At 63.1% G+C, this 26,621-nt stretch carries 22 protein-coding genes; 8 read left to right on the top strand and 14 right to left on the bottom strand.

Annotated elements, in window-relative coordinates:
• Positions 1 to 184: 184 nt before the first annotated feature.
• The 4 genes from uvrY to AACW18_RS16995 all read right to left on the bottom strand — a co-directional run bounded on the left by uvrY (position 185) and on the right by AACW18_RS16995 (position 3,733).
• A complete protein-coding gene (gene uvrY, locus AACW18_RS17010) occupies positions 185 to 829 on the bottom strand; it encodes a UvrY/SirA/GacA family response regulator transcription factor (RefSeq protein ID WP_011706579.1) in 645 nt (214 codons plus the stop codon).
• 248 nt (positions 830 to 1,077) lie between these two features.
• Entirely contained in the window at positions 1,078 to 1,683 is a 606-nt protein-coding gene (locus AACW18_RS17005) for a cytochrome c3 family protein (protein ID WP_218389306.1), read from the bottom strand.
• 11 nt (positions 1,684 to 1,694) lie between these two features.
• Positions 1,695 to 2,105 (bottom strand): cytochrome c3 family protein, encoded by a 411-nt coding sequence (locus AACW18_RS17000; RefSeq protein WP_084228397.1) that lies wholly within the window; start codon positions 2,103 to 2,105, stop codon positions 1,695 to 1,697.
• Between the two features lie 11 nt (positions 2,106 to 2,116).
• Positions 2,117 to 3,733 carry an FAD-dependent oxidoreductase gene (locus AACW18_RS16995; RefSeq protein ID WP_218389305.1) on the bottom strand — a complete coding sequence of 539 codons (1,617 nt, stop codon included), beginning with the start codon at positions 3,731 to 3,733 and terminating at the stop codon, positions 2,117 to 2,119.
• A 163-nt stretch (positions 3,734 to 3,896) separates the two neighbouring features.
• On the opposite strand from AACW18_RS16995, the gene AACW18_RS16990 reads away from it, so the two are divergent.
• Together AACW18_RS16990 and AACW18_RS16985 are read left to right on the top strand one after the other, a co-directional pair.
• On the top strand, positions 3,897 to 5,723 hold the full coding sequence (locus AACW18_RS16990) for a sensor histidine kinase (protein ID WP_218389304.1): 1,827 nt from the start codon (positions 3,897 to 3,899) through the stop codon (positions 5,721 to 5,723).
• Complete coding sequence (locus tag AACW18_RS16985) at positions 5,720 to 6,370, top strand: response regulator transcription factor (RefSeq protein WP_218389303.1); 651 nt, start codon at positions 5,720 to 5,722, stop codon at positions 6,368 to 6,370. The genes AACW18_RS16990 and AACW18_RS16985 overlap by 4 nt, the downstream gene beginning before the upstream one ends.
• Before the next feature lie 58 nt (positions 6,371 to 6,428).
• Here the strand turns inward: AACW18_RS16985 and kdsB are convergent, their stop codons facing one another.
• From kdsB to AACW18_RS16960, 5 genes are all read right to left on the bottom strand, one after another.
• A complete protein-coding gene (gene kdsB / locus AACW18_RS16980) occupies positions 6,429 to 7,190 on the bottom strand; it encodes a 3-deoxy-manno-octulosonate cytidylyltransferase (RefSeq protein WP_218328261.1) in 762 nt (253 codons plus the stop codon).
• Positions 7,187 to 7,375, bottom strand: coding sequence for a Trm112 family protein (locus tag AACW18_RS16975; protein ID WP_042654587.1), 189 nt, complete (start codon positions 7,373 to 7,375; stop codon positions 7,187 to 7,189). Before AACW18_RS16975 ends, kdsB begins: the two co-directional genes overlap by 4 nt.
• A 210-nt stretch (positions 7,376 to 7,585) precedes the next feature.
• Entirely contained in the window at positions 7,586 to 8,572 is a 987-nt protein-coding gene (gene lpxK, locus AACW18_RS16970) for a tetraacyldisaccharide 4'-kinase (protein ID WP_218389302.1), read from the bottom strand.
• On the bottom strand, positions 8,572 to 10,341 hold the full coding sequence (msbA, locus tag AACW18_RS16965) for a lipid A ABC transporter ATP-binding protein/permease MsbA (RefSeq protein ID WP_218328263.1): 1,770 nt from the start codon (positions 10,339 to 10,341) through the stop codon (positions 8,572 to 8,574). Before msbA ends, lpxK begins: the two co-directional genes overlap by 1 nt.
• Before the next feature lie 272 nt (positions 10,342 to 10,613).
• The gene (locus AACW18_RS16960) at positions 10,614 to 12,815 is read right to left on the bottom strand and encodes a DNA internalization-related competence protein ComEC/Rec2 (protein ID WP_218389396.1); all 2,202 of its coding nucleotides are present in this window, start codon (positions 12,813 to 12,815) and stop codon (positions 10,614 to 10,616) included.
• Between the two features lie 28 nt (positions 12,816 to 12,843).
• On the opposite strand from AACW18_RS16960, the gene AACW18_RS16955 reads away from it, so the two are divergent.
• From AACW18_RS16955 to AACW18_RS16945, 3 genes are all read left to right on the top strand, one after another.
• The gene (locus tag AACW18_RS16955; RefSeq protein WP_042654583.1) at positions 12,844 to 13,362 is read left to right on the top strand and encodes a DUF2062 domain-containing protein; all 519 of its coding nucleotides are present in this window, start codon (positions 12,844 to 12,846) and stop codon (positions 13,360 to 13,362) included.
• Positions 13,356 to 13,853 carry a DUF2062 domain-containing protein gene (locus AACW18_RS16950; protein ID WP_218389397.1) on the top strand — a complete coding sequence of 166 codons (498 nt, stop codon included), beginning with the start codon at positions 13,356 to 13,358 and terminating at the stop codon, positions 13,851 to 13,853. The genes AACW18_RS16955 and AACW18_RS16950 overlap by 7 nt, the downstream gene beginning before the upstream one ends.
• Before the next feature lie 138 nt (positions 13,854 to 13,991).
• A complete protein-coding gene (locus AACW18_RS16945; RefSeq protein WP_218389301.1) occupies positions 13,992 to 15,524 on the top strand; it encodes a helicase HerA-like domain-containing protein in 1,533 nt (510 codons plus the stop codon).
• A 161-nt stretch (positions 15,525 to 15,685) separates the two neighbouring features.
• Here AACW18_RS16945 and AACW18_RS16940 read toward each other — a convergent pair whose 3' ends face one another.
• The 3 genes from AACW18_RS16940 to AACW18_RS16930 form a co-directional block, all read right to left on the bottom strand.
• Positions 15,686 to 16,876: an amino acid aminotransferase gene (locus AACW18_RS16940; protein ID WP_218291913.1), complete on the bottom strand. Its 1,191-nt coding sequence runs from the start codon at positions 16,874 to 16,876 to the stop codon at positions 15,686 to 15,688.
• Between the two features lie 183 nt (positions 16,877 to 17,059).
• Entirely contained in the window at positions 17,060 to 18,001 is a 942-nt protein-coding gene (locus tag AACW18_RS16935; protein ID WP_218291914.1) for a hypothetical protein, read from the bottom strand.
• Positions 18,002 to 18,229: 228 nt separating this feature from the next.
• Positions 18,230 to 19,264, bottom strand: a complete 1,035-nt coding sequence (locus tag AACW18_RS16930) for a porin (protein ID WP_218389300.1) — start codon at positions 19,262 to 19,264, stop codon at positions 18,230 to 18,232.
• Positions 19,265 to 19,650: 386 nt separating this feature from the next.
• Here AACW18_RS16930 and dinG point away from each other — a divergent pair, with 386 nt between their 5' ends.
• The 3 genes from dinG (at position 19,651) to AACW18_RS16915 (ending at position 23,493) form a co-directional block, all read left to right on the top strand.
• Positions 19,651 to 21,723 (top strand): ATP-dependent DNA helicase DinG, encoded by a 2,073-nt coding sequence (gene dinG / locus AACW18_RS16925; protein WP_218389299.1) that lies wholly within the window; start codon positions 19,651 to 19,653, stop codon positions 21,721 to 21,723.
• A gap of 144 nt (positions 21,724 to 21,867) precedes the next feature.
• A complete protein-coding gene (locus AACW18_RS16920; RefSeq protein WP_218389298.1) occupies positions 21,868 to 22,527 on the top strand; it encodes a YccT family protein in 660 nt (219 codons plus the stop codon).
• Positions 22,528 to 22,596: 69 nt separating this feature from the next.
• Positions 22,597 to 23,493, top strand: coding sequence for a histone deacetylase family protein (locus tag AACW18_RS16915; protein ID WP_218389297.1), 897 nt, complete (start codon positions 22,597 to 22,599; stop codon positions 23,491 to 23,493).
• Between the two features lie 173 nt (positions 23,494 to 23,666).
• Here AACW18_RS16915 and AACW18_RS16910 read toward each other — a convergent pair whose 3' ends face one another.
• Both AACW18_RS16910 and ylqF read right to left on the bottom strand, forming a co-directional pair.
• Complete coding sequence (locus tag AACW18_RS16910; RefSeq protein WP_218389296.1) at positions 23,667 to 24,815, bottom strand: MFS transporter; 1,149 nt, start codon at positions 24,813 to 24,815, stop codon at positions 23,667 to 23,669.
• A gap of 550 nt (positions 24,816 to 25,365) precedes the next feature.
• Complete coding sequence (gene ylqF, locus AACW18_RS16905) at positions 25,366 to 26,316, bottom strand: ribosome biogenesis GTPase YlqF (protein ID WP_042654573.1); 951 nt, start codon at positions 26,314 to 26,316, stop codon at positions 25,366 to 25,368.
• Between the last annotated feature and the right edge of the window lie 305 nt (positions 26,317 to 26,621).

Below are 26,621 nucleotides of genomic sequence, written 5' to 3'. Positions count from 1 at the left end.
CACCGCGTTCAGAAACGCCTTGCGATCGAAGAGGGGCTCGGGGGAAAGGGTCATCTGCTACTCGGCTCAAAACAAAGGGGTCAAGGCTCATGAGCAGAGGATACTGCGCCCCGCCACCCGAAAGCAAAAGGCACCGGAAAGCAAGAGGCGGCCCGGGCCGCCTCTTGCGCATCAGGGTTTCCGGTTACAGGGTGTCGGCATCCAGCATGCCATAGCGAATGGCCAGATGGGTCAGCTCCACATCGCCATTGATGTTGAGCTTGCTGAACAGGCGGTAACGGTAGCTGTTGACCGTCTTCGGGCTCAGGTTCAGCTGCTCGGAGATGTCGGTCACCTTCTGCCCCTTGGTGATCATCATCATGATCTGCAGCTCGCGCTCGGAGAGAGACTTGAAGGGGTTCTCGTCGGCCGAGGCAAACTGGCTCAGGGCCATCTGCTGGGCGATCTCCGGGGAGATGTAACGCTGGCCGGAGTGCACCAGCCGGATGGCGTGGATCATCTCGTCCGGGGCCGCGCCCTTGGTCAGATAACCGGCGGCGCCCGCCTGCATCACCTTGGTGGGGAACGGGTTCTCTGAATGAATGGTCAGCACTATGATGCGCACATCGGGCCGGATCCGCAGGATCTTGCGGGTCGCCTCCAGGCCGCCGATGCCCGGCATGTTCATGTCCATCAGGATCACGTCGGGGTGGTGTTGCCGGCAGAAGGTCACGGCTGTCTCGCCGCTCTGTGCCTCGCCCACCACCTTGATCCCGCGGACATCCTCCAAAATGCGTCTTATCCCTGTACGCACCAACTCATGATCATCGACCAGGAATACATTAATCACCCATACACCCCGTTTTTTATCTCGTTATATGCCAGTTAGGGTTAACACGGCGTCTTGCATCATAACCAAACTCGATGATTTGGCAAACCATGCCCTGTGAAAGTTTGAAACTGCTCGTGAATACTGTTTATTATCAAATAATTATATACAGATTCAACTTTGAAGCGGTTCGTCGCCGCAGACCACCACAACAATGAAAAAAGCCCCGAATTTCCATCCAGGGCTTTTTAAGGCAGGGTAAAGGGCGATTACTTGGCCGTGCCCGCCTTGGCCGCCTCCCTGGCCCGCAGATCATGCTGGAATTGATATTCCGGCTGGGTCTCGTTGAAGCGGCTGCGCAGCTCGCCGTTGTGGCCAATGGTCACGTGGCAAGAGACGCATTGGAGTTCTTCCCCTTTTTGTTGCATCTCCTGGTAATGGGCGTGCATCTGCAGTGACTTGGGGTTGGTGGCCACCGTTTTTTCCAGCAGTCCCTGGTGACAGGAGAGGCAGCCCGAATCGTAGACAAACTCCTCGCGCCTATCCCGCTTACCGAGCCAGTCGATCTTGCTGGTATCGGTCAGGGTCACCTTGTAGACGTCGTTGAGACCACTGGTCGCTTTCTTCAGCAGGTAGTTGAAGGTGTTGTCATGGGGCAGATGACAATCGGCACATTCCGCCTTGAAGCCCACCCTGTTGCTACCCCCGTGAATATCATGCCGATAGGCCTCCACCATGGGTTTCATCTCGTGGCAGGAACCACAGAAGCGCTCGTCACCGGTCGCCTTGACCACCTCGGCCCCGATCAGGCTGATCCCCAGAGAGACCAGACCCAGGACGCACGCCAACAGTAGACCGAATTTCATTCGATTCATCAACAAGGCTCCTAGGGGGTGGGACCAAACCAGTCACGGGTATTGTCGTGGCAGGTCTGGCAGAGATTTTGGGACGGCTTGTGCTCGGCATGGCACTCGTAGCAATCGAGATCCAGCTTGTCGTGCAGCGAGTTGTGCGGATTGGTGTGGTTCGCATCCATGAAACGGGTGCGATTTGCCACCTTCTGCGCGCTGCCGTGGCACGCCAGACAGTCCTCGGTCTTGAGCCGCTGATACTGCTTGGGGTCCTTCCCCTGATGGCAGTTCTCACAGGTGAAGCCGAGCTTGCCATGATGCGGCTTGAGGCTATGGCTGGCCGCCGGGGAGACGGGCGTCATCGCCGTGACAGGAGGCTCGGCCAAGGCACCGCCGCCAAACCAGAGGCCCGCCAGCGCCATCAGGGTCAGGAATAATGGTCTCATTCCTCTGCTCCTTAAGCCCAAGGCTCTGTTTTAGCGGCATTTTCGCCGGCGATCATGCCATAGACACCGCTATCCAGGCTGCTGCAGGCGGTCAATCGGATATAACCGAAGGTACCGGCGGCGGCTTCACCGCAGACGAAGACGCCGGGGATCGGCTGTTGACTGACCACATCCAGCGCTTCGGCCCTGGGGGTGATGAGGGCGCCACCCTGGCTGTAGTTGTAACGGGGATTGAGATACATGGCGTAATAGGGCGCCTTGCCGATGGCGATGGCATTGCCCACCACGGCTCTTGGCTTGCCAAAGGCATCCTGATCCTTGGCCATGTTGGCGTTGTATTCGGCGATGGTCGCCTCCAGCTTGTCCAGATCCATCTCGAAGCGGGCCGCCAATGCGGTCAGGGTGTCGAACTTCCAGATGGTGCCCTCGGTGCCATTTTTCGCCTCCAGCGAGAGCTGGAAGCGCTGCTTGTCGTGATAACTGTCCACCCCGGTCTGGTCATAGATGAGGATCGCCTGCTGGCCGGGTTTGAGCTTGCGCCGCTCGGCCAGGATCGCCAGCCCCAGGCCCTGACGGTCGTTGTTGTTGTGCTCGTTGATGAACCGCTTGCAGGTCTGCGGGTTCACCAGAATGCCCCAGTTGATGTCCTCGGTGGGGATGGCAAAGGCAAAGCGGAAGAGCGTCATGTGCACCGGCTTGAAGCCCGCCTGCATCATGCACTTGAGGGCGCCGCCGGTGGCGCCTGGACTGGCGGTAGAGACGCAATCGTGCAGCACGCCTATCTCATCGCCGCGGAACTTGCGATCCTGATTGAAGCCACCCGAGGCCATCACCAGCGCCCGCTTCACCTTGTAGAGCTTGGTGACACCCGTACCGTTGAAGGCGGGATCGTCGTTGCGGCCGAAGTCGGGGGTATTCAGATCGAAGAAATACTCCTCGCGCACCCGCACCCCTACCACGCGGCCGGTCGCATCCCGATAGATCTCTTCCAGCTTGACCCGCTTGCGGATCTCGATGTTGGGCAGGTGCTTGGCCATGTAGCCATGCAGGTTCTTGATGACGCCGGTCCCCCCCTCTTTTGGCCATACGACCCGGGCGCGGGAGTGACCGCCGAGGTTTTTAACCCCAGTGCCGTTGCCCATGCTCTTGTCATATTCGACGCCGTGCTCGGCCATGAAGTCGAAGAGCTGCAAGCTATTTTGTGCGACGACCTTGCTGATCTCGGGATGATTAAAGCCCTTGGACTCCTTCTCCATGTCCGCATAGAGCAGCTCCCAGCTGTCATCCGTCACCCCCATCTCTTTTTGCCAGCGGGAGCCGACCACCGCCATATTGAGGCCGGAGATCAGGGAGGAGCCGCCGAGACGAGACATCTTGTCGGCGATGACGATCTTCATGCCGGCCCGGGTCTCTGCCGCCTTGATGGCCGCAACGGAGCCCGCGATGCCGCTACCGACGACCAGAATGTCCATCTCCTCATCCCAGGGCAGTTGAGTCGGGTCTATACAGCTCTGGGCCTGACTGGCGGCCGCAGCCGCGGGCAGGGCGGCGGCGATGGACGCAAAGGCGGCTGTCTGCAGGCCCTTGGTCAAAAAATCGCGCCGGGAACGATTGGAATTCTCTTGCATGATGCACTCTCTGCTACTGAAGAAGAGCGCCATGGTCCATAATGCGCGGTCGCCGCTCCATAGTGGCTGACCGCAGATCGGCGCCGGGCTTGATCTGCATCAAGGACGCGGTGATGCCTATTGGGTCTCCTTCCCCATGTCCCCCTCCAGGAGCCACGAATTCATGGGCCGCTTCATCCTCTGTGCCTCCCTGCTCTGGTTGAGCTGGCTCGGGCCGACCCCCGCCAAAGAGTGGCAGGCCAACCTCAGGCCGGTGATCCGCATCGGTGTCATCGCCTTCGATCAGCCCGACTCCGAGAAGGCCCGCTGGCAACCGACGGTGGACTACCTCAATCGACGCCTGCCGCAGTATCAGTTTCTGCTGGTGAGCGGAGACGTGCGCAGCCTCAACCAGCTCGTCGCCTCCGCCACCCTGGACTTCGTCATCAGCAATGGCCTCAAGTTTCTCGACTATCAGCGTCAGCATGATGCGGTACGCCTGCTGAGCCTCAGCCCCCTGCGGGGCTCGGCCGAGCAGGCGGTCGGTTCGACCCTCATCGGCCGCGCCGATGCGCCCACAATCGACAACTGGCAGGCGCTGCGACACAGGCGCATCGTCGCCACCAGCCCGGAGGCCTTCGGCGGCTTTCAGATCATGCAGGGGCTCTGGCTCAAGGCCGGGCTTCACCCCGAAGAGGCCTTCCCCAACCTGGTCTTCGCCGGCTTACCGCAGGAGGATCTGCTGCGCCACCTGGCGGAGGGGAGCGCCGAGGTGGCGATACTGCCGACCTGCATCCTGGAGCAGGCCATCGCCCAGGGTCGTTATGACGCCGATCAATTCGTCGTCATCATGCCGCAACCCCAATCCGTGCTCCCCTGCCAGAGTTCGACCCCGCTCTATCCCACCCTGAGCCTGGCCAAGATGGCCCACGTCAACGAGGGCTTCGCCCGGGATCTGGCCAAGGTGCTGCTGGAGATCCCCACCGACTCGACCGCCGCCCGGGCCGGCCACTATCGGCACTGGACGGTACCGGTCAAGGACGCGGCCGTCATTGCCCTGCAACAGCAGCTGGACGCCGCCAACGCGCAACCATTGGCGGTGCAGGTCTGGTATCAGTATCGCGGCTGGCTGCTGATCGCCCTGGGGGGACTGCTGCTACTGGGGGGTTATCACCTGAGGGTCAAGTACCTCATCCAGCTGCGCACCCGCCAGCTCAAGGAGAGCAACGCGCGGCTGACCCGGGCGCTGACCGACAATCGCCTCGCCGCCGAGCGTCTGAACCAGCAGCAGAGCCAGCTCTTCTCGGCGCAGCGGGTGCTGCTATCCGGCGAACTGGCGGCCGGGATGGCCCACGAGCTGAACCAGCCGTTGATGGCCCTCAACAACTATCTGGCGGGCTGTCGGCTGCGTCTGGCGGCGGTACCGCCGGCGCTGGCCGACGTCGAGCAAGGGCTAGACCTGGCCCTCGCCCAGGTGAGCCAGGCCAAGGGGATCATCGCCCGGCTGCGCGACTTCATGCGCAAGGGTGAGGTGCAGGATCGCCTGATCTCCCTCGACGAGTTGCTGCGCGGTACCCTGCCACTCTTCCACGACCAGTTCGTGCGTCAGCGCATCAGCCTGCACCTGCCACAGGGGGAACCCGTCCATCTGCGGATCGACCCTACCCTGATGCAGCAGGTGCTGGTCAATCTACTCTGCAACGCCAGCGAGGCGGTGGCGCTCAACCCCGACACCCGACCGCCATCCATCGCCATCCGCCAGCGGATAGAGGCCAATCGGGTGACCATCAGCATTCATGACAACGGCACAGGCATGACAGAGGCGCAGCGGGCCCATCTCTTCGTGCCGTTTCACACCAGCAAGAAAGAGGGGCTGGGCCTCGGCCTTGTCATCTGCAAGCGGATAATCGAGTCCTATCGGGGCACCATTTGGGCGGAAGCGGTGCCGCAGGGGGCGGTGATCGCCTTCTCGCTACCGCTCCAGCCACAGGAAGAAGGAGAGCAGGAATGAAGGATAACGTCTATCTGGTCGACGATGATCCCGCCGTGCGGGCGTCGCTGGGCTGGCTGCTGGAGGCGGTGCAGATCAGGCTGCAGAGCTATGACGGGGCCCGCAGCTTCCTGGCCGAGGTCGATCTGAACCAACCTGGCTGCCTGATCCTCGATCTCTGCATGCCGGGGATGAGCGGCGGTGAGCTGCAGGAGGCGCTGAACCGGCTCCCGAATACCCTTGCCATCGTCTTCCTCACCGGTGAGGCGGATGTCGCCACGACGGTCAGCCTCTTCAAGCAGGGCGCCTTCGACTTGCTGGAGAAGCCGGTGGACTCAACTGTGCTGCTGGCGGCGATCGGCCGCGCCTGCGCCCACAGCCGCGCGGCACATGAGCATCAGCTCGCCCGCCAGGTGCTGCAGGCACGGCTCGAGCTGCTGTCGCCACGGGAGCGGGAGATCATGGGACTGGTACAGGAGGGCATGCAGAACAAGCAGATAGCGGATCGACTCTGCATCGCCCTGCGCACCGCAGAGATCCACCGCCACAACATGATGAAGAAGATGGGTTGTACGACCCCGCTGCAGTTGGTACAGCTGCTGACGGAGGCTCAGTTTGGTTATCCGGCTCGGACAGCGATGGCTCTGGACATCCCAACCCCGGTCTGAGCGACAATAGAAAAACGGCGCCTCTTGGCGCCGTTTTTCTCGGATGGGCACTCCGACCTCAAAGGGCCAGCAACGCACGCACCTTGTCCAGATCGCGCTGGGTATCCACCCCGACCGGGGGAGCTTCCAGCGCCTGGGCCACGTGGATCTTCTCCCCGTACCAGAGCACCCGCAGCTGCTCCAGCGCCTCGATCTGCTCGAGCTGGCTCGGCGCCCAGTCCACATAGCGCTGGATGAAGCCGGCGCGATAGGCGTAGATGCCGATGTGGCGCTGGTAATGTGCCCCGATCTGCTCCTGACTCTGGGCGAAGCGATCCCTGTCCCAGGGGATGCTGGCGCGACTGAAGTAGAGGGCGTAGCCATCCTTGTCCGTCACCACCTTGACCGCGTTGGGGTTGAACGCCTCTTCGGCATCCACGATGGGCACGGACAGGGTGGCCATGGGCGCACTCGCGCCGGCCAGATTGTCAGCCACCTGGCGGATGATGGCGGGCGGAATGAGCGGCTCATCCCCCTGCACGTTGACTATGATGGTCTCGGCGGTGAAGCCGTAGTGACGGCACACCTCGGCGAGGCGCTCGGTGCCGGACTGATGATCGGCCGAGGTCATGCACAGCTCGACGCCGGCCTGCTCTGCGAACGGCGCCAGTGCGCTGCGCACCCGCTCGTCATCGATGGCGACTATCACCCGCTCGGCACCGGACTGCAGGGCCTTTTCCACCACGTGCTGCACCATGGGCTTGCCATGGATGTCCGCCAGCGGCTTGCCCGGCAGCCGGGTAGAGGCGTAGCGGGCCGGAATGACGACGACGAAACTCATGGCTTCAGCTCTTCCAGGGGCAGATGGCGAGCCCGGTTCTCCAGCAGCACCGGGATCCCCTCCTCCAGCGGATAGGCCAGTCTGTCGAAGCGGCAGATCAGCTCGTGAGCTGCCTTATCGTAGTGCAGCTTCCCCTTGCAAACCGGGCAGGCGATGATGTCGAGCAATTTAATATCCAGTGCCAAAACGAGACTCCTTCGACAATTTCGAGCAATTTGATACCAGTATCCGGCGCCACAACGCGGCTCCTTCAACGACTTCGAGCCATTCAATATTCAGCGCCACAGCGCGGCGCCTTCAACATATCTCGATCAATTTGATATTCAGCATCCGGCACCACAAGCAGGCGCCTTCAGCGCAGTCGTACCGGCGCGCAGGCCGGGCAATGCGATGTCTTATTCTCCCGCGTCGGGGCGAGCCGTCTTCAGGGAGTGCAACAGGCTGTCGAGCAAGGAGGCCGGCAACTCGGCGCTGACCGGCAGATACCACCAGCTATCCGGCGCAAAGGCCCGACACTTGACTGCGTCTTTCTCGGTCATCAGCAGGGGCCGCTGGTCAAAGCGGGCCAGCAGCTCCTCGGGATCGAACGCCTGGTGATCCGCATAGCCGACGCGCTGCCGCAACTCGTAGCCCAGCGCGGCCAGGGTTGCGAAGAAACGGGGCGGGTGGCCGATCCCCGCCAGGGCATCGATCACCGGCGGCAAGGGCTCGGTGGCGGGCGCATCATCCCGCACCCGACGCGGCGTCCCGGCCACCAGCCGCATGGCGTATTCGCCCCTGGCGGGGGTACCGCCGTTGCAGATGATGGCATCGACCCGCTTCAGGCGGGTCATGGGTTCGCGCAGCGGCCCCATGGGCAGCAGGCAGCCATTGCCGAAGCGGCGCACGCCGTCCACCACCACCAGCTCTAGGTCACGGGCCAGGGCATAGTGCTGCAGGCCGTCGTCGGTGATGATGATGTCCACCTCACCGCTCTGCTCCAGCAGCCGCACCGCATCGCTGCGCTTGGGGGCCACCACCACGGGGCAGCCGCAGCGCCTGGCGATGAGCACGGGCTCGTCCCCCGCCTCGGCGGTGGTGCTGGTGGCGCCCAGCCGGTAAGGGTAATGGGGGGCCTTGCCGCCGTAACCGCGGCTGACCACGCCGGGGCGCAGGCCACGGGCCTGCAGCTGCTCCACCAGCCAGACCACCACCGGGGTCTTGCCGTTGCCCCCCACCGAGAGATTGCCCACCACGATCACCGGCAGGCTGGCCCTATAGCTTTTGAGCCAACCGCGCCGATAGGCGACGCGACGCGCGCCGCTGATGATGGCAAACAGCAGGGCGAAGGGGGCCAGCAGCCAGCGCCAGCCGCTTCGCCCATACCAGAGCCGATCCAGCATTATCCCTTGTTACCCACAGAAACGTTACCGAACTGGATGGCGCGCAGCTGGGCATAGGTACCCTGCTGGGCCATCAGGGCGGCATGGTTGCCACGCTCGACGATATGGCCCTCGTCGATCACCAGGATCTCGTCCGCCTTCTCTATGGTGGAGAGGCGGTGGGCGATGACCAGCGAGGTGCGCGCCTTGCACAGCTCATCGATGGCCGCCTGGATGTGGCGCTCGGATTCGGTATCCAGCGCCGAGGTCGCCTCGTCGAGCAGCAGAACTGGGGCATCACGCAGCAGGGCGCGGGCGATGGCGATACGCTGACGCTGGCCGCCGGAGAGGGAGGCCCCGTTCTCACCGACCACGGTGTCATAGCCTTGGGGCATCTTGCTGACGAACTCGTCGGCATGGGCGATGCGGGCCGCCTGCTGGATCTCTTCGCGGCTGTAGCGATCCTCCGCCGCATAGGCGATGTTGTTGGCCACCGAGTCGTTGAACAGATGCACATGCTGGGAGACCAGGGCGTACTGCTTGCGCAGCTCGCTCAGGCGATATTCGCGGATGTTGACGCCGTCCAGCAGGATCTCGCCCTGCTCGATGTCGTAGAAGCGGGTCAGCAGGCTGGCGATAGTGCTCTTGCCGGAGCCGGAGCGACCCACCAGGGCCACTGACTTGCCCGCCTCCACCTTGAAGCTGATGTTGTGCAGCGCCGGGGTGTCTTTGGTCGGGTAGGTGAAGGTGACGTTGCGGAACTCGATCTCGCCACGGGCCCGCTCCAGGGTGCGGGTGCCGGTGTCCTCTTCCGGGGTGGAGTCGAGCAGACCGAACAGGCTCTGGCAGGCGGTGATGCCGCGCTGGAACTGGTTGTTCACGTCGGTCAGGCTCTTGAGCGGCTTGAGCAGCATCATCATGGAGGTGACCATGACGGTGAAGGTACCGGCGGTCAGGGTCGCCTTGACGCTGTCGATGGTCGCCACGTAGAGGAACACCGCCAGGGCGACCGAGGCCACCATCTGCACTATGGGGCTGCCGATGGCATCCGCCGCCACCATCTTCATGGTCTGCTGACGCATCCGGTTGCTGACCTGGAAGAAGCGCTTGTCTTCCACCTGCTGGCCACCGAACATCAGCACCTCTTTATGACCCTTGAGCATCTGCTCGGTCGAGGTGGTGATGTCGCCCACCGCCTGCTGGATGTGGCGGCTGATCTTGCGAAAACGGCGGCTGATGAGGCCAATCAGCACACCCACTACCGGGCCGACCACCAGGAAGATCACCGACAGCTGCCAGGAGTGCCAGAACATCAGGCCGAGCAGACCGACCACGGTCGCCCCTTCCCGTACCAGCGAGACCAGGGTGGAGCTGGCGGCGGAGGAGACCTGACCGGCGTCGTAGGTCACCTTGGAGAGCAGGTTGCCGGTGTTCTGGCGATCGAAGAAACTCATGGGCATGGCCATCAGGTGGCTGAACACCTGCTGCTGCAGCCGCATCACCACATGGTTGCCGACCCAGGCCATGCAGTAGTTGGAGAGGAAGGCGGCGCAGCCGCGCAGGGCCACTATGCCGAGCACGAAGAAGGGCATCCATTTCAGCACTGTGCTGTCGTTGCCGTTCAGCCCCTGATCGATCAGCGGCTTGATGGAATAGACGAAGGTGGTATCCACGGCCGCATAGCCCAGCATGCCGATGATGCCGCCGACCAGTCCCAGCTTGCGATCCCGGACATAACCGAGCAGGCGCTTGAAGACGGGCCAGCTCTCTTGTGAGGTTTCTTGTTGCATGAAAAGCCGTTAATAAGGGAAATGACGGGCTATTCTAGCCAAAGCTTGGGTTTCCACCAAGCGTTGCCATCTCCCTCGCCCCCGCCTCAAAGGGAAATGACGGATTATTGTCCAAGCCAAGGCTGGACCCCACCAAACGTTGCCATCTCCCACCCCCCCGCCTCAAAGGGAAATGACGGATTATTGCTCAAGCCAAAGCCAGTCATCCTTCCGGCACCTGACGCCACCGGCTCAAAGCTGAGCCAGCTGGGTGAAGAGAAGGGAGCGACGGCTTATTCCTCCGGCCAAAGCCTCGGCCGCCACCAGGCGCCCCCACGCCGATACCAGGGCCCCTGCTCACGCTCGGCCCGGATCTCGAGCCCGGCGTCGCCCGCCTCGATCAAAATGGCCCCCTCCTGACCGGTCACCCACTGCCTGGCGCCCGCATATCGCGCCACCACCTCGGGGCGGGGAAACTGCCACTGGTTCAGATAGCCCGCGCTGTGTACGACCAAGGCCGGCTGCACCGCCGCCACGAAGCCCGGGGTCGAGGAGGTGCGGCTGCCATGGTGCGGGCTCACCAACAGGGTGCTGGCGAGCCCCTCCCCCTCCAGCGCCAGCAAGCGGCGCTCCGCCTCCTTCTCTATATCGGCGGCGAGCAAGATGCTGTGCTGGCCGTCACTTATCTGCAGCACGCAGCCGTCGTTGTTGTGGCCGGCCCCCGGCCGCTCGGGCCAGAGCACCCTGAACGCCAGCCCCTGCCAGCGCCACTGCTGACCGCGCCGGCAGAGCTCGGTTGACCGATCGAACTGGAACGAGGAGAGCTCGCGGCGCACCGGCAGGGCCTGCAGTATGGCGCGTCGGTTGCCCGCATGGTCCCTGTCCTTGTGGCTGATGATGAGCGCATCCAGCACCCGCACCCCGAGCCGATCGAGTTGCGGCAAGATGACCGCATCGGCCATGTTGTAGCCGCCGGGATAGCGATCCCCAGTGTCGTAGAGGATGCCCCGCTCCCCGCGGGTGATGAGCACGGACAGGCCCTGTCCCACGTCCAGCACCCGCAGTTGCCAGGGGGTGGGGGCGGGCCAGGCCGCCAGCAACAGGGCCGCCCCCACCGGGAGCAGCAAGGCGCGGCCGCCCGGCCACTGCCAGCCCCCCCACAGCAGGAGCAACAGAACGCTGGCGGGCATCAACCAGCCGGGCACCGGCCACCAGAGCTGCAGATGATCGGCCAGCAGGCCGAGCCCCCACAGCACCCCCTCCAGCCCCAGATTGGCCAGCCAGAACAGGCCGTGGGCCAGCGTGGTGGAGAGCGGCGCCAGCAGCACGCCGATCAGCGCGAGCGGGATGATCCCGACGCAGAACAGCGGCAGCGCCAGCAGATTGAGCAGCAGGGCCAGTGGCGCCATGCCCTCGAACAGCAGCAGCTGCAGGGGCAGCAGGCCGAGCAGCAACAGGCTCTGCAGGCGCACCAGCCCGGGGCGGTCATCCAGCAGGCTGGCCAGCAGCAACAGCGCCACCGCCAGGAAGGAGAGCCAGAATCCGGCCGAATAGAGGGCGAGCGGATCCCACAGCGCGATCACCACGAAAGCCCACAACCAGATGCGATGAGGGGGCCAGTCCCGCTTCAACCAGCGCAGCAGGCTCCACACCCCCACCATGATGAGCGCCCGCTCGGTCGCCACCGCGAATCCCGCCAGGGCGCTGTAAGTGGCGGCGAACAGCAGGGAGACAATAATGGCACCGCGCAACCCGAGCAGGCGGCCCAGCCACCAGCCGAGTACGGCCACCAGGGCAATGTGCTGGCCCGAGATGGCGATGATGTGGGTCAGGCCGCTGCCGCGAAACAGCGTCCACTGCTCATCCGTGATGCCCTCCTGCTCGCCGAAGGTGAGCGCCGCCAGCAAGGGAGCCTGACTCAGGCCCCGCCAGCCGGCGTCGGCCTCGGCCAGCCAGCGCTCGCGCCAGCCCGGGGCCACGGCCTCTATTGCAATGATCCTGCGCAGGTTGCCGGTCGCCGTGATCCCCTTGCCGAGCAGCAGACGCCGTCCGTCCAGCCCCGCCTCGTTGGCGAGCCCGTGAGCGGGCTTGAGGGAGCTCACCAGGGTGATGAGGCTGCCGGCCGTCATGGGCGGCAGCGCCTGGTAGGCGTTGAGGCGAACGAGGGGTTCCGGGCTGAGGGGCCTGTCGTCCAGGGTCGAGACCCGCAGCAGCAGGCGGACAAATTTATCACCCTGAGACTCCGTACTTTGCACCCGTGCGGTTATGATGTGGCTGGTCTGCACCTCCAGCCGCTCCAGCCAGGCCAACCGATACTGCAAGTTGCACTGCATCCAGAGCATGCCGAGCAACAGAAACAGCAGCCGCCAATGACGGCCATGGGCGAGCGGGATGGCGAGGGCCAGCAGCACGCCTCCCCATGCCATCGAGGGTAACCAGGGCCAAAGTAGCGAGGAGCTTGCCCCCAGGGCAAACGACAACAGACGCAGATCCATGGAGCAAGTATTTAGCAAGGTTTCAATCATGCCCAAACGACTCATAAAACGCTGGCTGCCCGATCAGGAGAAGCTCAAGGAACACAAGCATTTGCGGCTGTTCGGCAAGCTGCTGCTCGATGCCAACCTCTGGCATCTCAATCGCCGCTCCGCCGCGGGCGCCTTCGCGGTCGGCCTGTTCATGGCCTGGATCCCCCTCCCCTGCCAGATGCTGCTGGCGGCGGGGGGCGCCATCGCCTGCCGGGTCAACCTGCCACTCTCGGTGGCGCTGGTCTGGCTCTCCAACCCCTTCACCATGCCTCCGCTGTTTTACGGCGCCTATCTGGTCGGCTGCCAGTTGCTGGGCCAGCCCTCCCAACACATCGACATCGAGTTCACCTGGCCGTGGCTGGTCTCGGTGTTTGAGACCCTGGCCCCACCCCTGCTGCTGGGCTCCCTGGTGCTCGCCGTCCTGAGTTCGCTGATTGGCTACGCCTTCATCCGCACCTTCTGGCGCATCAACACGGTGCGGCAATGGCAGCGGCGCAAGGTGGCCCGGGCATGCTGAGTGGCTGGCTCGCCCGCCTCAAGCTGAACCCGGAGAGCCTGCGCCGGCAGAAGTGGTTTGCCCTGTTCGGGGAGCGGCTGTTTGCCCCGGCCCTATGGCAGAGTGGCCGGCGGGCGCTGGGTGGCGCCATGGCGGCCGGGATCTTCGCCTGCTGGATCCCGGTGCCCATGCACTCGCTCATCGCGGTTGCCCTGGTGGTCGCCTTTGGCTTCAACCTGCCGCTGGCCCTGCTCGCCGTCTGGTTCAACAACCCGCTGACCCTGCCCTTCATGTATCTGTGGGCCTATCGCACCGGCTGCCAGGTATTGCAGCAGACACCTGAGCCCTTCCATCTCAACTGGTCCCTGCACTGGCTGGAGCACGAGGCAGCCACCCTGATGCCCCCCTTCCTGCTCGGCAGCCTGCTGCTGGCGGTGCTGACCTCCCTCGCCGGCGGCCTGCTCACCCTGCTGCTGCTCACCCTGGCCCGACGCGGCAAGCACCCCCGCTAAGCCATTGACTCGTCACGGGATGACGAGACGCTGACACAAGCCTGACTGCCCCCTCGCCTTGCCATCAACTGGCTCTGCCACCACACTCCTATCAGCCTGATTTCTCTTTGCACGACAAACCGAGATAAGGAGTCCCCCATGGCCGAACCACTGACCCTCGCCTATGCCAATGGCCGTCCCATCTGCCTGCTACCGGCCCTGGCCAATCGCCACGGTCTCATCACCGGTGCCACCGGGACCGGCAAGACGGTGACCCTGCAGGTGATGGCGGAGGGATTCTCCCGGTTGGGGGTGCCCGTGTTCCTGGCGGATGTGAAGGGGGATCTCGCGGGTCTGGGGGCCGCAGGCACCCCCTCCACCAAACTGGATGCCCGCCTGGCCCAACTCGGCATCCCGGCCCCCGCCTTCGCCCCCAGCCCGGTGCTGTGCTGGGATCTGTTCGCCGAGCAGGGTCACCCGGTGCGGGCCACCATCTCCGATATGGGGCCCCTGCTGCTGGCCCGCCTGCTCGGCCTCAATGACACCCAGAGCGGCGTGCTGGAGCTGGTGTTCAGGGTGGCGGACGACGAGGGCCTGCTGCTGCTCGATCTGAAAGACCTGCGCGCCATGGTGCAGTTCGTTGGGGAGAACGCCAAGTTCCTCACCACCCGCTACGGCAACGTCTCCACCGCCTCAGTGGGCGCCATACTGCGCAATCTGCTCACCCTGGAGAGTGCCGGGGGCGATCACTTCTTCGGCGAGCCCATGCTGGATATCCAAGATCTGCTGCAGACAGATGCGGCCGGTCACGGCCATCTCAATGTGCTGGCGGCGGCCAGGCTGACCCAGTCCAGCCGGCTCTATGCCTGCTTCCTGCTCTGGCTGCTGTCCGAACTGTTCGAGCAACTGCCCGAGGTGGGCGATCCGGACAAACCCGTGCTGGTGTTCTTCTTCGATGAGGCGCACCTGCTGTTCAACGACGCGCCCAAGGCGCTGCTGGAGAAGATCGAGCTGGTGGTGCGGCTCATCCGCTCCAAGGGGGTCGGCGTCTACTTCGTGACCCAGAGTCCGGCTGATATCCCGGACAGCGTGCTGGGGCAGCTTGGCAACCGGGTGCAGCATGCCCTGCGCGCCTTCACCCCGAGCGATCAGAAGGCGGTGCGGATCGCCGCCAACACCCTGCGGGCCAACCCGGCGTTCGATGCGGCAGGGATCATCACCGAGCTCGGCGTGGGCGAGGCCCTGGTCTCCCTGCTCGATGAGAAGGGGCGTCCCAGCGTGGTGGATCGCGCCTTCATTGCGCCCCCCGCCAGCCGCATAGGCCCGCTCAATGAGGCCGAGCGCCAGGCCCTGATCCGGGGCTCCCTGCTCTACGGCCGCTATGAGGCCAGGGAGGATCGCGACTCCGCCTTCGAGCGCCTCAACGGTCAGGTAGAAACCAAAGACCAGAGCGCGGCGCGGGAGAAGCCGACGCTGGCTCCCATCCAGGCTGGTGCCCCCGCCGAGGGGGGACTGCTCGATGCCCTGAGCGACATGCTGTTTGGCCGCACCGGCCCCCGCGGTGGCCAGCACGATGGGGTGGTGCAGACCGCCGCCAAGAGCGTGGCCCGCACCCTGGGCAACGAGGTGGGACGTCAGCTGGTGCGCGGCGTGCTGGGTTCCCTGCTGGGGGGCAGCAAGCGCCGCCGTTAAGCCATGCCAGGACCCGGATCAAAAAAGCCCGCCAAATTTGGCGGGCTTTTTATCGACTCAATACCGTCAGTCCAGAGGACTCAGAGCACCTTGGCGATGGCGTCACACAGCGGATCTATATCGACACGGGGGATCCCGACCGCACTGCGATGGTCCGTTGCTTACAGCACCTTGGCGATGGCATCACACAGCGGATCTATGTTGGCGCGGGTGATCCCGGCCACGCTGATCCGGCCGGAGCCGACGATGTAGATGGCAAACTCGCTCTTGAGGCGCTCGACCTGATCCTTGGAGAGGCCGGAGAAGGAGAACATGCCATTCTGCTCGCGGATGAAGCCGAAGTCCTGGCTCACCCCGAGGGCCGCCAGCTTCTCGACCAGCAGCTCGCGCATCTCGCGGATCCGCACCCGCATGGCGGTCACCTCTTCCACCCACTCGGCGTAGAGCGCCGGATCGCTGACGATGGCGGTCACCACGGCGGCACCGTGTGACGGCGGGTTGGAGTAGTTGGCACGGATGACGGTCTTCACCTGGGTGAAGGCCACATCGGCCACGGCCTTGCTCGCGCTGACCAGGGTGAAGGCCCCGACCCGCTCGTTATAGAGGCCGAAGTTCTTGGAGAAGGAGCTCGCCACCAGCAGCTCGTCGTGACACTCGGCGAAGATGCGCAGACCCTCGGCATCTTCCTCTATGCCGCGGGCAAAGCCCTGATAGGCGAAGTCAAACAGAGGCAGCCAGCCGGCGGCCGCGCTCTGCTTGGCCAGGGCACGCCACTGCTCGGTGGTGGGGTCGATGCCGGTCGGGTTGTGACAGCAGCCGTGCAGCAGCACCAGCTCGCCGGGCTGCACCTCGGCAAGGGAGGCCTGCATGGCGGCAAAATCGAGCCCCTTGGTCGCCGCATCGTAGTACTTGTACCACTTCACGGTCAGACCAGCGGCCTGGAACACGCTGACGTGGTTGGCCCAGGTGGGATCCGAGATCCAGATGGTGTTGGCCAGGCCGTTGCGCACCACGAACTCGGCGGCGATGCGCAGAGCACCGGTGCCACCCGGCGCCTGCGCCGTCTTGGCACGGCCGCTGGCCATCAGGGCCGAGTCCTGCCCGAACAGCAGTTGCTGAACGATGCGGGCATATTCGATGTTGCCCTCGATACCGAGATAATTCTTGGTCTTCTCATCGCTGAGCAGCTTCTGCTCGGCTTTCTTGACGCAGTGCAGAATGGGGGTGGCACCGGATTCATCCTTGTAGATCCCCACGCCCAGGTTGATCTTGTGGCTGCGAGAGTCGGCACGGAAGGCTTCGGTCAGGCCCAGGATCGGATCCGCTGGGGCGGCAACAACCTTTTCAAACATGGTAGTCCCTGTATTCCATTGAATGTGTTGGGTGGCAGGCGCTTTTTTAAAACAGTGACAAACAAAAAGCGGCACACAAAAGGTGGCGGACAGAAGCGCTCGTCTGGCAAGCGCTTCGTCAACTCTTTATACCATCGCGCTCAATGAGGGAAAACAGCTTTCTCAACGGCATCTGCGGCAATATCAGCCGATGGCATGCCACTCCGGCGCCAGCGCGCACACCTCGGCCGACAAGCCACCATTTGACTCAATCAAATCGCTACAAATCGCTAACAATGGCCGCGGGATCCGGCTCGGCTCCCAGGGACGGGAACCGGCCGGCGCGCTGGCATAGGCCGCCTTGATGGGCGCCAGATCCCGTGGCAACCACCAGCTGGCCGGACGGCCGAGGCGCTGGGCCAGCACCTGGACCCTATCCACCCCGGCCGGATCGAGCGCGGTGAGATGGCTCCAGAGGATATGGGGCGGCAGGGCCGCGATCAGAGGTTGCAGGGCGCCAGGATCCTCGAGGGGAATCCAGACCAGCAGCGCGTCCGGGGGCAAGGCCAACTCGGCAAAGGCGCCGACGGAATCTGTGCTGATCAGCCGCAGGATATCGCCCTCCCCCCACAGGATCTTACCAAGCCCCGCCAGGGTGCGGGCCGGCAGGGCCACCTCCCCCAGCGTCCGCAGCCAGGGAGCCGCATCCAGCAGGGTGCCGTCGCTGAAAAACAGGCTGAAGGGCCGTAAGGAACGCAGCCGGAGCGGCTGATCGCCACACAAGCGGATGCCCTTGTCTTCGAAGTTGATCTGCTCGACCGGGCTGAAGCTCGCCTCCCCCTTGCGATAGAGCGCCGCCAGCACCCGCTCGTTGACCCGCTCACCCAGCTGCCAACCCTGGCCGTGCAGCCACTCCTCGGGCTCGGGCGGCGCGCTGGCCAGCTCGGCCAGCATCAATTCCCGGGTGAGATAGCGGCGACCGGCCGGGGTCAGCTCATAGTGGTGGTTGCCGAGGGCGAGCAGCAGCTGGTTGTCCTTGAGCATGCCGATGAGGGGTTGCCACTGGCGACCGCGGATCACCAGGGGGCTGTCGGTCAGCAGCTGGCGGGCCAACGCCCGCCACTCGGGGTGACTGAAATCGATCAAACGCATCCTTCCCTGTCGGCCGACCTTACTTCAACGAATTGAATAATCTAGCGATTTACGCCAAGAGCGCCAAGGGTAAATAAGAGACAACGTGAACTGACGCAAGGGAGAATAGAGAAAAAGAGGGTTGCCAGGGCGGCTGACGAGAGGACAGATGGGAGGAACAGACAAAACAAAACGGCCAAGCAAGCTTGGCCGTTTATCCACTAACTCAGTACCAGGACTGGATTAGAAGTTGTATTGCAGGGCAACAGTGAACTCGTCGTCCAGGTCGTCGATACCCTGGATTTTGTATTCAGTGTAAGCCTTCAGCTTGGAAGTGAAGTTGTACTGCACGCCCAGCAGGGTTTCGTCAACTTGGTCTTCGTAGGAAGAGCCAGCCAGCTTGTCCTTGCCTTCCTTGTAGTTGTAACCGGCCAAGAAGGTCCAGGCGTCAACGTTGTAGGAGGCAGCCAGCTCGTAACCGTGGCCTTTGCCGCCGTTACCGTTGGTGTCATTGCTGATCTCGCCTTCGGTGTAGACACCGGCGAAGTAGAAGCCGTTGATGGCGTAGTGTGCGCCAACAGCCCACTCTTCCTTGTCACCGGAATCACCGTTGAGCTTGTTCTCCAGGTCGGAGTAAGCGTAACCGGCGTTCAGGCCCAGACCGAAGTCGAAGTCATAACCGGCAGCAGCTGCATAGCCGTAGTTACGCTTCAGGTTGGGGAACACGTCAGTAACGGTTTGACCACCTACGTCAGAGACGATGACAGCGGTGTCGTCGTTGGTCTGATAGGACAGCTTGCCCTTGAAGCCCTGGTAGCTGTTGGAGTAGATGATCTGGCCTTCTTGACGACCGTCGTAGTAGTTACCTACGTCACCCCATTCGTTGAAGATATCGGTCGGCTCCAGCACGTCGTAGAACGCGGTGTCGGTCTGGCCGAAGATGATCTTACCGTACTGGGTACCATCGAAACCGACATAAACGTGACGAGCCTTGAAGGTGTCGCTGTCAGAATCGTTGTTGTTGGAGTTCTCGGAAGCTACCTGCCACTCGGTCTTGGCGATGCCAGACCAGGTGTTATTCAGGGCAACTTTGCCGGACCAACCCAGACGGGAGGTACCGATCAGCTCTGCATCAGCATCGTTGTGGTCGGTGTAGTAGTTAGCCTGAACACGGCCATAGATATCAAAAGAAGTACCGTCTTTGTCATAAACTACTGCGGCGTTAGCGGCAGATGCGAACAGAGCCGGGATAGCGATAGCCAGAATTGTCTTTTTCATAGTTGTTTCCAATGCCTACTGTAATTAAACACTAAGTCCTTGTTATTCCCTGTGTTAGCGATGTTCTTTGCATCACTATGCCGCCGAGACTATCACTGGGTTTTCCGATCCGCAACGAAAAAACTTGGAACTTTTCGGCAAATGCATAGTCAAAACGAAAATTTTGTGAGCTGAATCTCACATTGTTTGCTCCGCCAGGGAAAACGTTTACAGCGATAGTCACTGCTTTTCTCGCCCAATTTTGGGGATTTATTGCACCGCCACGAGCCCCCAGACTATAAACGCCGAGTCCGGGCGGCAGAGCCTGATCTCTCCTTGCCTCGACCCCACCAGCCTGTTGCGGGTATCCTGTCTTCCATCCCCTTCGACACGGTCACCGCTCATTCATGCTATCTACCCGCCTCAAAGCCGCCATTCGCAATACCTATCGACAGATTGCCGATGGCTTACCCGGTTTTGTGCCGCGCAAGGAGCAGAATTTTCTAGTGGCCGAGATCGCCAAAACCCTGACCGGCGAATATGACAGGGCCCGTCGCATTCTGGTGGCCGAGGCGGGCACCGGCATCGGCAAATCCCTCTCCTATGCCCAGGGCGCCATCCCGGTGGCGCGCCTCACCCAGAAGAAGCTGATCATCTCCACCGCCACCGTCGCCCTGCAAGAGCAGCTCATCCACAAGGATCTGCCGTTCTATCACCGCCACAGCGAGCTGCCGTTTCGCTTCATGCTGGTCAAGGGGCGCCAGCGTTACTGCTGCGAGCACCTGCTGGAGCAGGCCGCCCAGGGTGCGGAGATGGCCAACTTCGAGCTCGACTTCGGCGCCCTGAGCAAACACAAGCCGACGGACGCCGACAAGGCGCGCTATCAGGCGCTGTGGCAGGCCTATACCGACGGCAAGTGGGACGGGGACAGAGACAACTGGGCGCAACCCATTCCGGACCTGTGCTGGGAGCGGATCGCCGCCGATCGCCACAGCTGCAACAAGGCGCTGAGCCACCACCAGCACTGCCCCTTCCATCGCGCCCGCAACGACATGGACGCCGCCGATGTGTTGGTGGTCAACCATGCCCTGCTGCTGTCGGATCTCACCATGGGGGGTGGCATCATCCTGCCGCCGCCGGACGAATGCATTTACGTGCTGGATGAGGCCCATCACCTGCCGACCATAGCGCGGGATCACGGCGCCGCCTCCGCCAGCGTGAAGGGCTCGCGCCGCTGGCTGGAGAAGCTGGCGCAGAGCGCAGGCAAGCTGGCCCGGGCCCTCAACAAGGAGAGCCTGCTCGATCCCCAGCTGAAACTGCAGGATGCGCTGGCCTCCCTGCAACCCGATCTCAAGGCACTGGAGCAGTGGCTCGCCGGCAACGAGCAGCTGTTTGGCAGCGAGCAGCACCACAGATTTGCCGACGGCGTGCTGCCCGAGCCCCTGCCCATGCTGGCGGAGAACCTGAAGGAGGCGAGCAAGAAGGCGCTGCGGGCACTGGATCGGATGCAGGGCGCCATCGGCGAGGCGCTCAAGGACGGCGAGATCCGGCGCAAGGAGGCCGAGCCCCTGCTGGCGGAGAGCGGTTTTCACCTGCAGCGGCTGGAGAGCTTCTGCGCCCTGTGGGAGATGCTGGGGCGCCACGTGCCGACCGGCAAGACCCCGCTGGCCCGCTGGATGGCCAAGAGCGACGATGGCGACATCTGGCTGCATGCCTCCCCCATCGAGGTGGGCTACCTGCTGGAGGAGTGGCTCTGGTCCCGTTGCATCGGCGCCGTGCTGGTGTCGGCTACCCTCACCGCCCTCTCCTCCTTCAGCTATTTCCGCCATCAGGTGGGACTGAAGGAGCACGATGGCACCCGTTATCTGCGCCTGCGCTCCCCCTTCGATTACCACAAGGCGGAGCTCTACCTTCCCAAGATGGCCCATGAGCCCAGTGCCCCCGCCTTTACCCAGGAGCTGGTCGATACCCTGCCCCGCCTGCTGGCGGGCAAGGAGGCGAGTCTGGTGCTGTTCTCCTCCTACCGGCAGATGAACGAGGTGGCGCTGGGGCTGCGGGCAAAAGGGCTGTCGCTGCTGGTGCAGGGCGAGGCCTCCCGCAACGCCCTGCTCAGCCTGCACAAGCAAAAATGCGACGGCGGCCAGGCCAGCATACTGTTCGGCACCGGCAGCTTCTCCGAGGGGCTGGACTTGCCCGGTCACTACCTCACCAACCTGGTGATCACCAAGCTGCCCTTCGCCGTGCCGAACTCCCCGGTGGAAGAGGCGACCGCCGAGTGGGTCGAGAAACGCGGTGGCAACCCCTTCCTGCAGCTGACGGTGCCAGAAGCATCCCGCAAACTCATTCAGGCCTGTGGTCGCCTGATCCGCAAGGAAGCCGATCGGGGCCGAGTAACCATTCTCGATCGGCGCCTGCTGACCAAGCGCTACGGCAAGGGCCTGCTCGATGCGCTTCCCCCCTTCACCCGCCGCATCGAGTAACAGGCACCCTGACTTATTTGATAGACAAGTCAGTAGCCATCCCGCCGGGAGCCCCATAAACGCCTATTGCTGCTGTGGGGCAAACCTGCAAAAATGAGCCCCTATTTTTCAGTGGGCAATCGCCTGACTGTTCAAGGAGATGAAATGAAACTGACTGTTCTGGTGCCGGCCCTGGCTGGTCTGTTGTGGGCAGGTAGCGCCCTGGCAAGTAGCCAACTGGAAATAAGCAATCCCTACGTGGTGCAGTTACTCGACGGCGTGACCATCAATCCCAAGCTGCTCGACAAGACCAGCAGCTTCCCCATCGGAGCCGGCAAGCACCAGCTGGTGGTGGCCTTCGAAGGCAACTACTCCAACCGTAACGACATCAAGCTGGTGACCGCCGAGCCGCTGGTGATCAACTTCACCGCCGCCGACAACCAGACCCTGATGCTGGATTACAAGAAGCCCCGTACCGAAGAAGAAGCCAAGCAGTTCGTGAAAGAGCAGAAGGTCGTCCTCAAGGACAAGAGCAGCGGCCAGGCCCTGACCAGCGAGCAGTTCGTCATGCCGACCGTGGGTGGCTTCCAGCTGACTCGCGACTACCAGCAAGAACTGCTCAAGATGGGCAAGGCCTTCAACCAGCCAACCGCCGTTGCCGTCTCCAGCGCCGCCGTGATGGCTGCCGCCAGCGCCCCGGTCGCAGCCGCACCGAGCAAGGCCCAGAGCAATCCGGAAGCCCTGACCCAGCTGCAAAACTGGTACAACAAGGCCGATGCGGAAACCCGCAAAGCCTTCCAGATCTGGGTGATCCAGCAGCAGTAATGGCGTCTTCATGCCAGCAAACAAGGGGAGCCAGGCTCCCCTTCTTCATATCCGCCCCCGCCTGATCCCATGTCCCTTCGCATCTTTCATCACGCCACTTACTCCGCCCTGACGCTGCCCGAGCGCCATCGCTTTCCGCTGGCCAAGTATCAGGCGCTCTACCAGAGGCTTCTGGCATTAGGGTATCCGCTGGAGGAGGCCCGCCCCGCCAGCCATGAACAGCTGGTGCGGGTCCACGACACTGACTATGTGCAGGCGGCCCTGGCCGGTCGGCTCGACGAGCAGGCCATCCGCCGGCTCGGTTTCCCCTGGTCGCCCCTGCTGATCGAGCGCACCCTGCACTCGGTCGGCGCCACCCTGGCGGCCAGCCGCCATGCCCTCGCCCAGGGCTGTGGCCTGCAGGTGTCCGGCGGCTATCACCATGCCCACAGGGCGCATGGCCGCGGCTTCTGCCTGTTCAACGATCTGGTGATCGCGGCCCGGGCCTGCCTGGACGAGGGACGCTGCGAGCGGGTGCTGATCGTGGATCTCGACGTCCATCAGGGGGATGGCAGCGCGGCGCTGTGCGCCGGCAGCCGTGACATCATCACCCTCTCCCTGCACGGCGAGCACAATTTCCCCCGCGACAAACCGGCCTCCCACCTGGACTTCGCCCTGCCAAGCGGCATGCAGGACGATGCCTACCTCGACACCCTGGCCCAGGCGCTGTCACTGGCGCTGCGCCTGTACGGCCCCGATCTCATCCTCTATCAGGCCGGAGTCGATGTGCACCAGGCCGATGAGCTCGGCTATCTCGCCCTGAGCGATGCCGGGGTGCGCCAGCGGGACGCCATGGTATTCGACTGCGCGTGGCAGCAGGGCCTGCCCATCGCCGCCGTGCCGGGGGGCGGTTACCGGCGCGACTGGCCGCAGCTGATCCCGCTGCACCTGTCCCTGTTCGAAGAGGCGAAAAAACGCTACGGCTAGCACCCCTGCCCCGCTTGCCAGCTCCTGATAACAACAAGGCGGCCCCGGGGCCGCCTCTTCTTATACAGCGCACAACTGCGCCATACCGAGCCTGTCATCAGAGCCCAGCCAGGACATGACACGGCGTCATCCATGGCTCTCGGCGCCCCTTTCCATCAGGGATGTGCCGGCCATCAGGCATGTGCCACCGGCGTCGGATGTTCACCCCTGGGACGCAGCAGCATCAGCAGATAGATAAACGACACGCTGGCTATCATGATAAACAGCAGGTTATCCGAGTAGTGCTGCATCAAGAGCGCGGTATAGGCCGGGCCGAGCAGGCTGCCGATGGTGTAGCTCAACAGCAGCGCCTGATTCATCGCCACCAGCTGATGCTGCTCGACCTTCTCGCAGGCCCAGGCCATGGCTACCGGGTAGAGCGTAAAGCCGGCGGCGCCAAGGATGAAGAGCGCCGGGCCCATCGCCACGGCACCGAGCATCGCCAAAGCGCCCAGGATAACCACCAGCACCTGCATCCGCAGCACCGGCAAGCGACCGAACCTGTCCGCCAGACGGCCTATCGGCCACTGCCCCAGGATGCCAGCACTCACCATCACCGCCATCCAGTAGCCAATACCGGCATCACTCACCCCCTGGTGGTTCAGGTAGAGTGGCATCAGGCCATAGAGCGACCCCAGTACTATGCCGGATATGATGCAGCCATTGACCCCAAGACGCGCCTGACGCAGGCGCAGCATCGGCCACACCCGGGTTGTCCCCTGCTGTTCGCTGTGCTCGTTGACAATGCGGGTGAACAGCAGCGGCAGGATCGCGGCCAATACCAGGCCAGTCACCCAGGGCAATACATCCATCAGACCGGTCGGCAGCGTGCTGACCAGCAGTTGCCCGAGCACTGTCCCCATGTAATAGACCATCATGTAGGCGGCGAGCAGGCGCCCCCGATTGCGCGCGTTACCGCTGCACATCAGCGCACTCTCCACCACCACCCAGATCATGGCGCAGCCGACGCCTGCGAAGAATCGCCAGGTGAGCCAGCTCCAGAAGCCAAGGGTGAGCCCTAACCCGACACAGCCTGCGGCAAAGAGGGCGGAGGCCAGGTAGTAGCTGCGGTTGAACCCGACGCGCTTGATCAGCGCTCCCGCCAGCAGGGTCCCCAGCAGGTTGCCGCTGAAATAGGAGGAGCCGACCATGCCCACCTGCCAGGTCGGCAGATTGTCATGGGCGAGCCAGAGCGGTACCAGGGTATTCAACACCGCGATGGCCAGGGTCAACAGCAGCAGGCCACAGAGCAATAACAGCACTGGCCGGGAGTATGTGGTCATGGATAAAACCGTGAGGAGAGTCAAAATGCGAGCGCATCATGCCACTGCCAAATCCATTGTCAATCGGCACTGAACGAGCGGCAGCCAGGTTTGGCTTCGCACAGGCGTTGCCTCATTGATCTGCTCTCTGAAACGCCTGCTCAGCAGCAGGATTATCCCATTGATTAACTGGACCTTGGGCTAGCAAGGAAGGGATATGGTCGATTGAGGATCCTCATCCATCTTTCAGCGACGGTATGAAGATGAAGACGTGCTGCTGGCGCTGCGCGAGGAGGTGAGGCAGCAAAAAGCACGGGGTGACGGCGACCGGCGCGACTGGCAGTAGCCCTCCCCGCGGCCCCTCTCCCTGTTCGATGAGGCACACCATCGTCTCAGCCAAGGCGTTCCGCTCTTTCGCCTTGCCTCGCCCCTGCCCTGACCATGGACGCCATAACAGAAGAGGCGACCCTGGGGTCGCCTCTTTTATTTGCCTCGTCAGAATGGGCCTCCGGTCGTCCGATCAGGCTGAGCCAGTCGAACCCATGGACCCGTCTGAATGAAGGCTGTGGGCTTACTTTTGACGCTTCTTGGCGTACTTGCGGCGGGCGCGCGCCTGGCGCTCCTCTTCCCGCTCGGCCTTCTCCTTGGCCTTCTCCTCAGCCTCTTCTGCTGCCGCAACTATCTCGGCGCTCACCATCTCCGGGGTCTCCAGCGAGATGCGACCGAGCAGGCCGGAGCGGAACTCGTTGACCAGGATCTCGGACGCCTTGTGCAGATCGGCCAGGCCCCCTTTGCGCACGAAGGCGCGCTGACGGGCGATCATCTCCAGCAGCTCGATCTCGGTCTCCGGCAGATCCGCAATCTGGTAGCGCGCCTTGATGCGCTCCGGATAGGCCTTGATGAAGTAATCGGCGGCGAACATGGCGATGTCGGCATAGTCGAATACCGTGTCCTTGATGGCCGCGGTGACCGCCAGCCGATAGCCGCAGGAGGGCGGGTTCAGCTTGGGCCAGAGGAAGCCCGGGGTGTCGGTCAGGATGACGTTGTTGTCGAGCTTGATCCGCTGCTGGGACTTGGTCACCCCCGCCTCGTTGCCGGTGCGGGCTATGGTGCGCCCCGCCAGGGTGTTGATCAGGGTGGACTTGCCCACGTTGGGGATGCCCATGATCATGGCCCGCACGCCACGCAGGTCGAAGTTACGCTCCGGCAGCATCTCGTGACACAGGGCCAGCAGGTTCTTGATCTTCTCCGGCTCCTGCTGGGTCAGGGGCAACGCCTTGATCCCCTTCTCTTTCTCCATGTGCGCCACCCACAGCTCGGTGATCGCCGGATCGGCGAGATCCGCCTTGTTCAGCACCTTGATCACCGGGGTATCGCCACGCAGCTCGGGCACCAGTGGGTTTTCGCTGGAGAAAGGGATGCGGGCATCGAGCATCTCGATGATGACATCGACCTGGGGCATGACCTCGGCAATCTCTTTGCGGGCCTTGTGCATGTGGCCGGGGAACCAGTTGATGGACATATCCGTTACTCTCTAAAAGGGGCTGCGGGCGCGCTGTGGCGGCTGGAGCGGACGTCGGGCGTCGCAAGGGGGCGCATTTTACCTGCTGGAGCCCCAATTTGACAGGCCATTCTAGCCCGCGGCACGGGAACCACCAAGCTGGCGGTCGGGTCGGGTCCGGGGTGTCGACCGCCATGTTGCCCACATAAATAAGTGATTGATACAACATCACATTTAAATCCCGCCTTCACCGTATTGTCATCCACATTCACTAAAAGTGTCATCTGATCCCTCTAGGCTTCGCTCAGGTTTTACAAGGAGCGAAC

Source organism: Aeromonas sp. sia0103 (assembly GCF_963895295.1).
Classification (GTDB): Bacteria; Pseudomonadota; Gammaproteobacteria; order Enterobacterales; family Aeromonadaceae; genus Aeromonas; species Aeromonas encheleia.
Note: the sequence above shows the minus strand (reverse complement) of the source record. Positions and strands in the feature narration are given on the sequence as shown.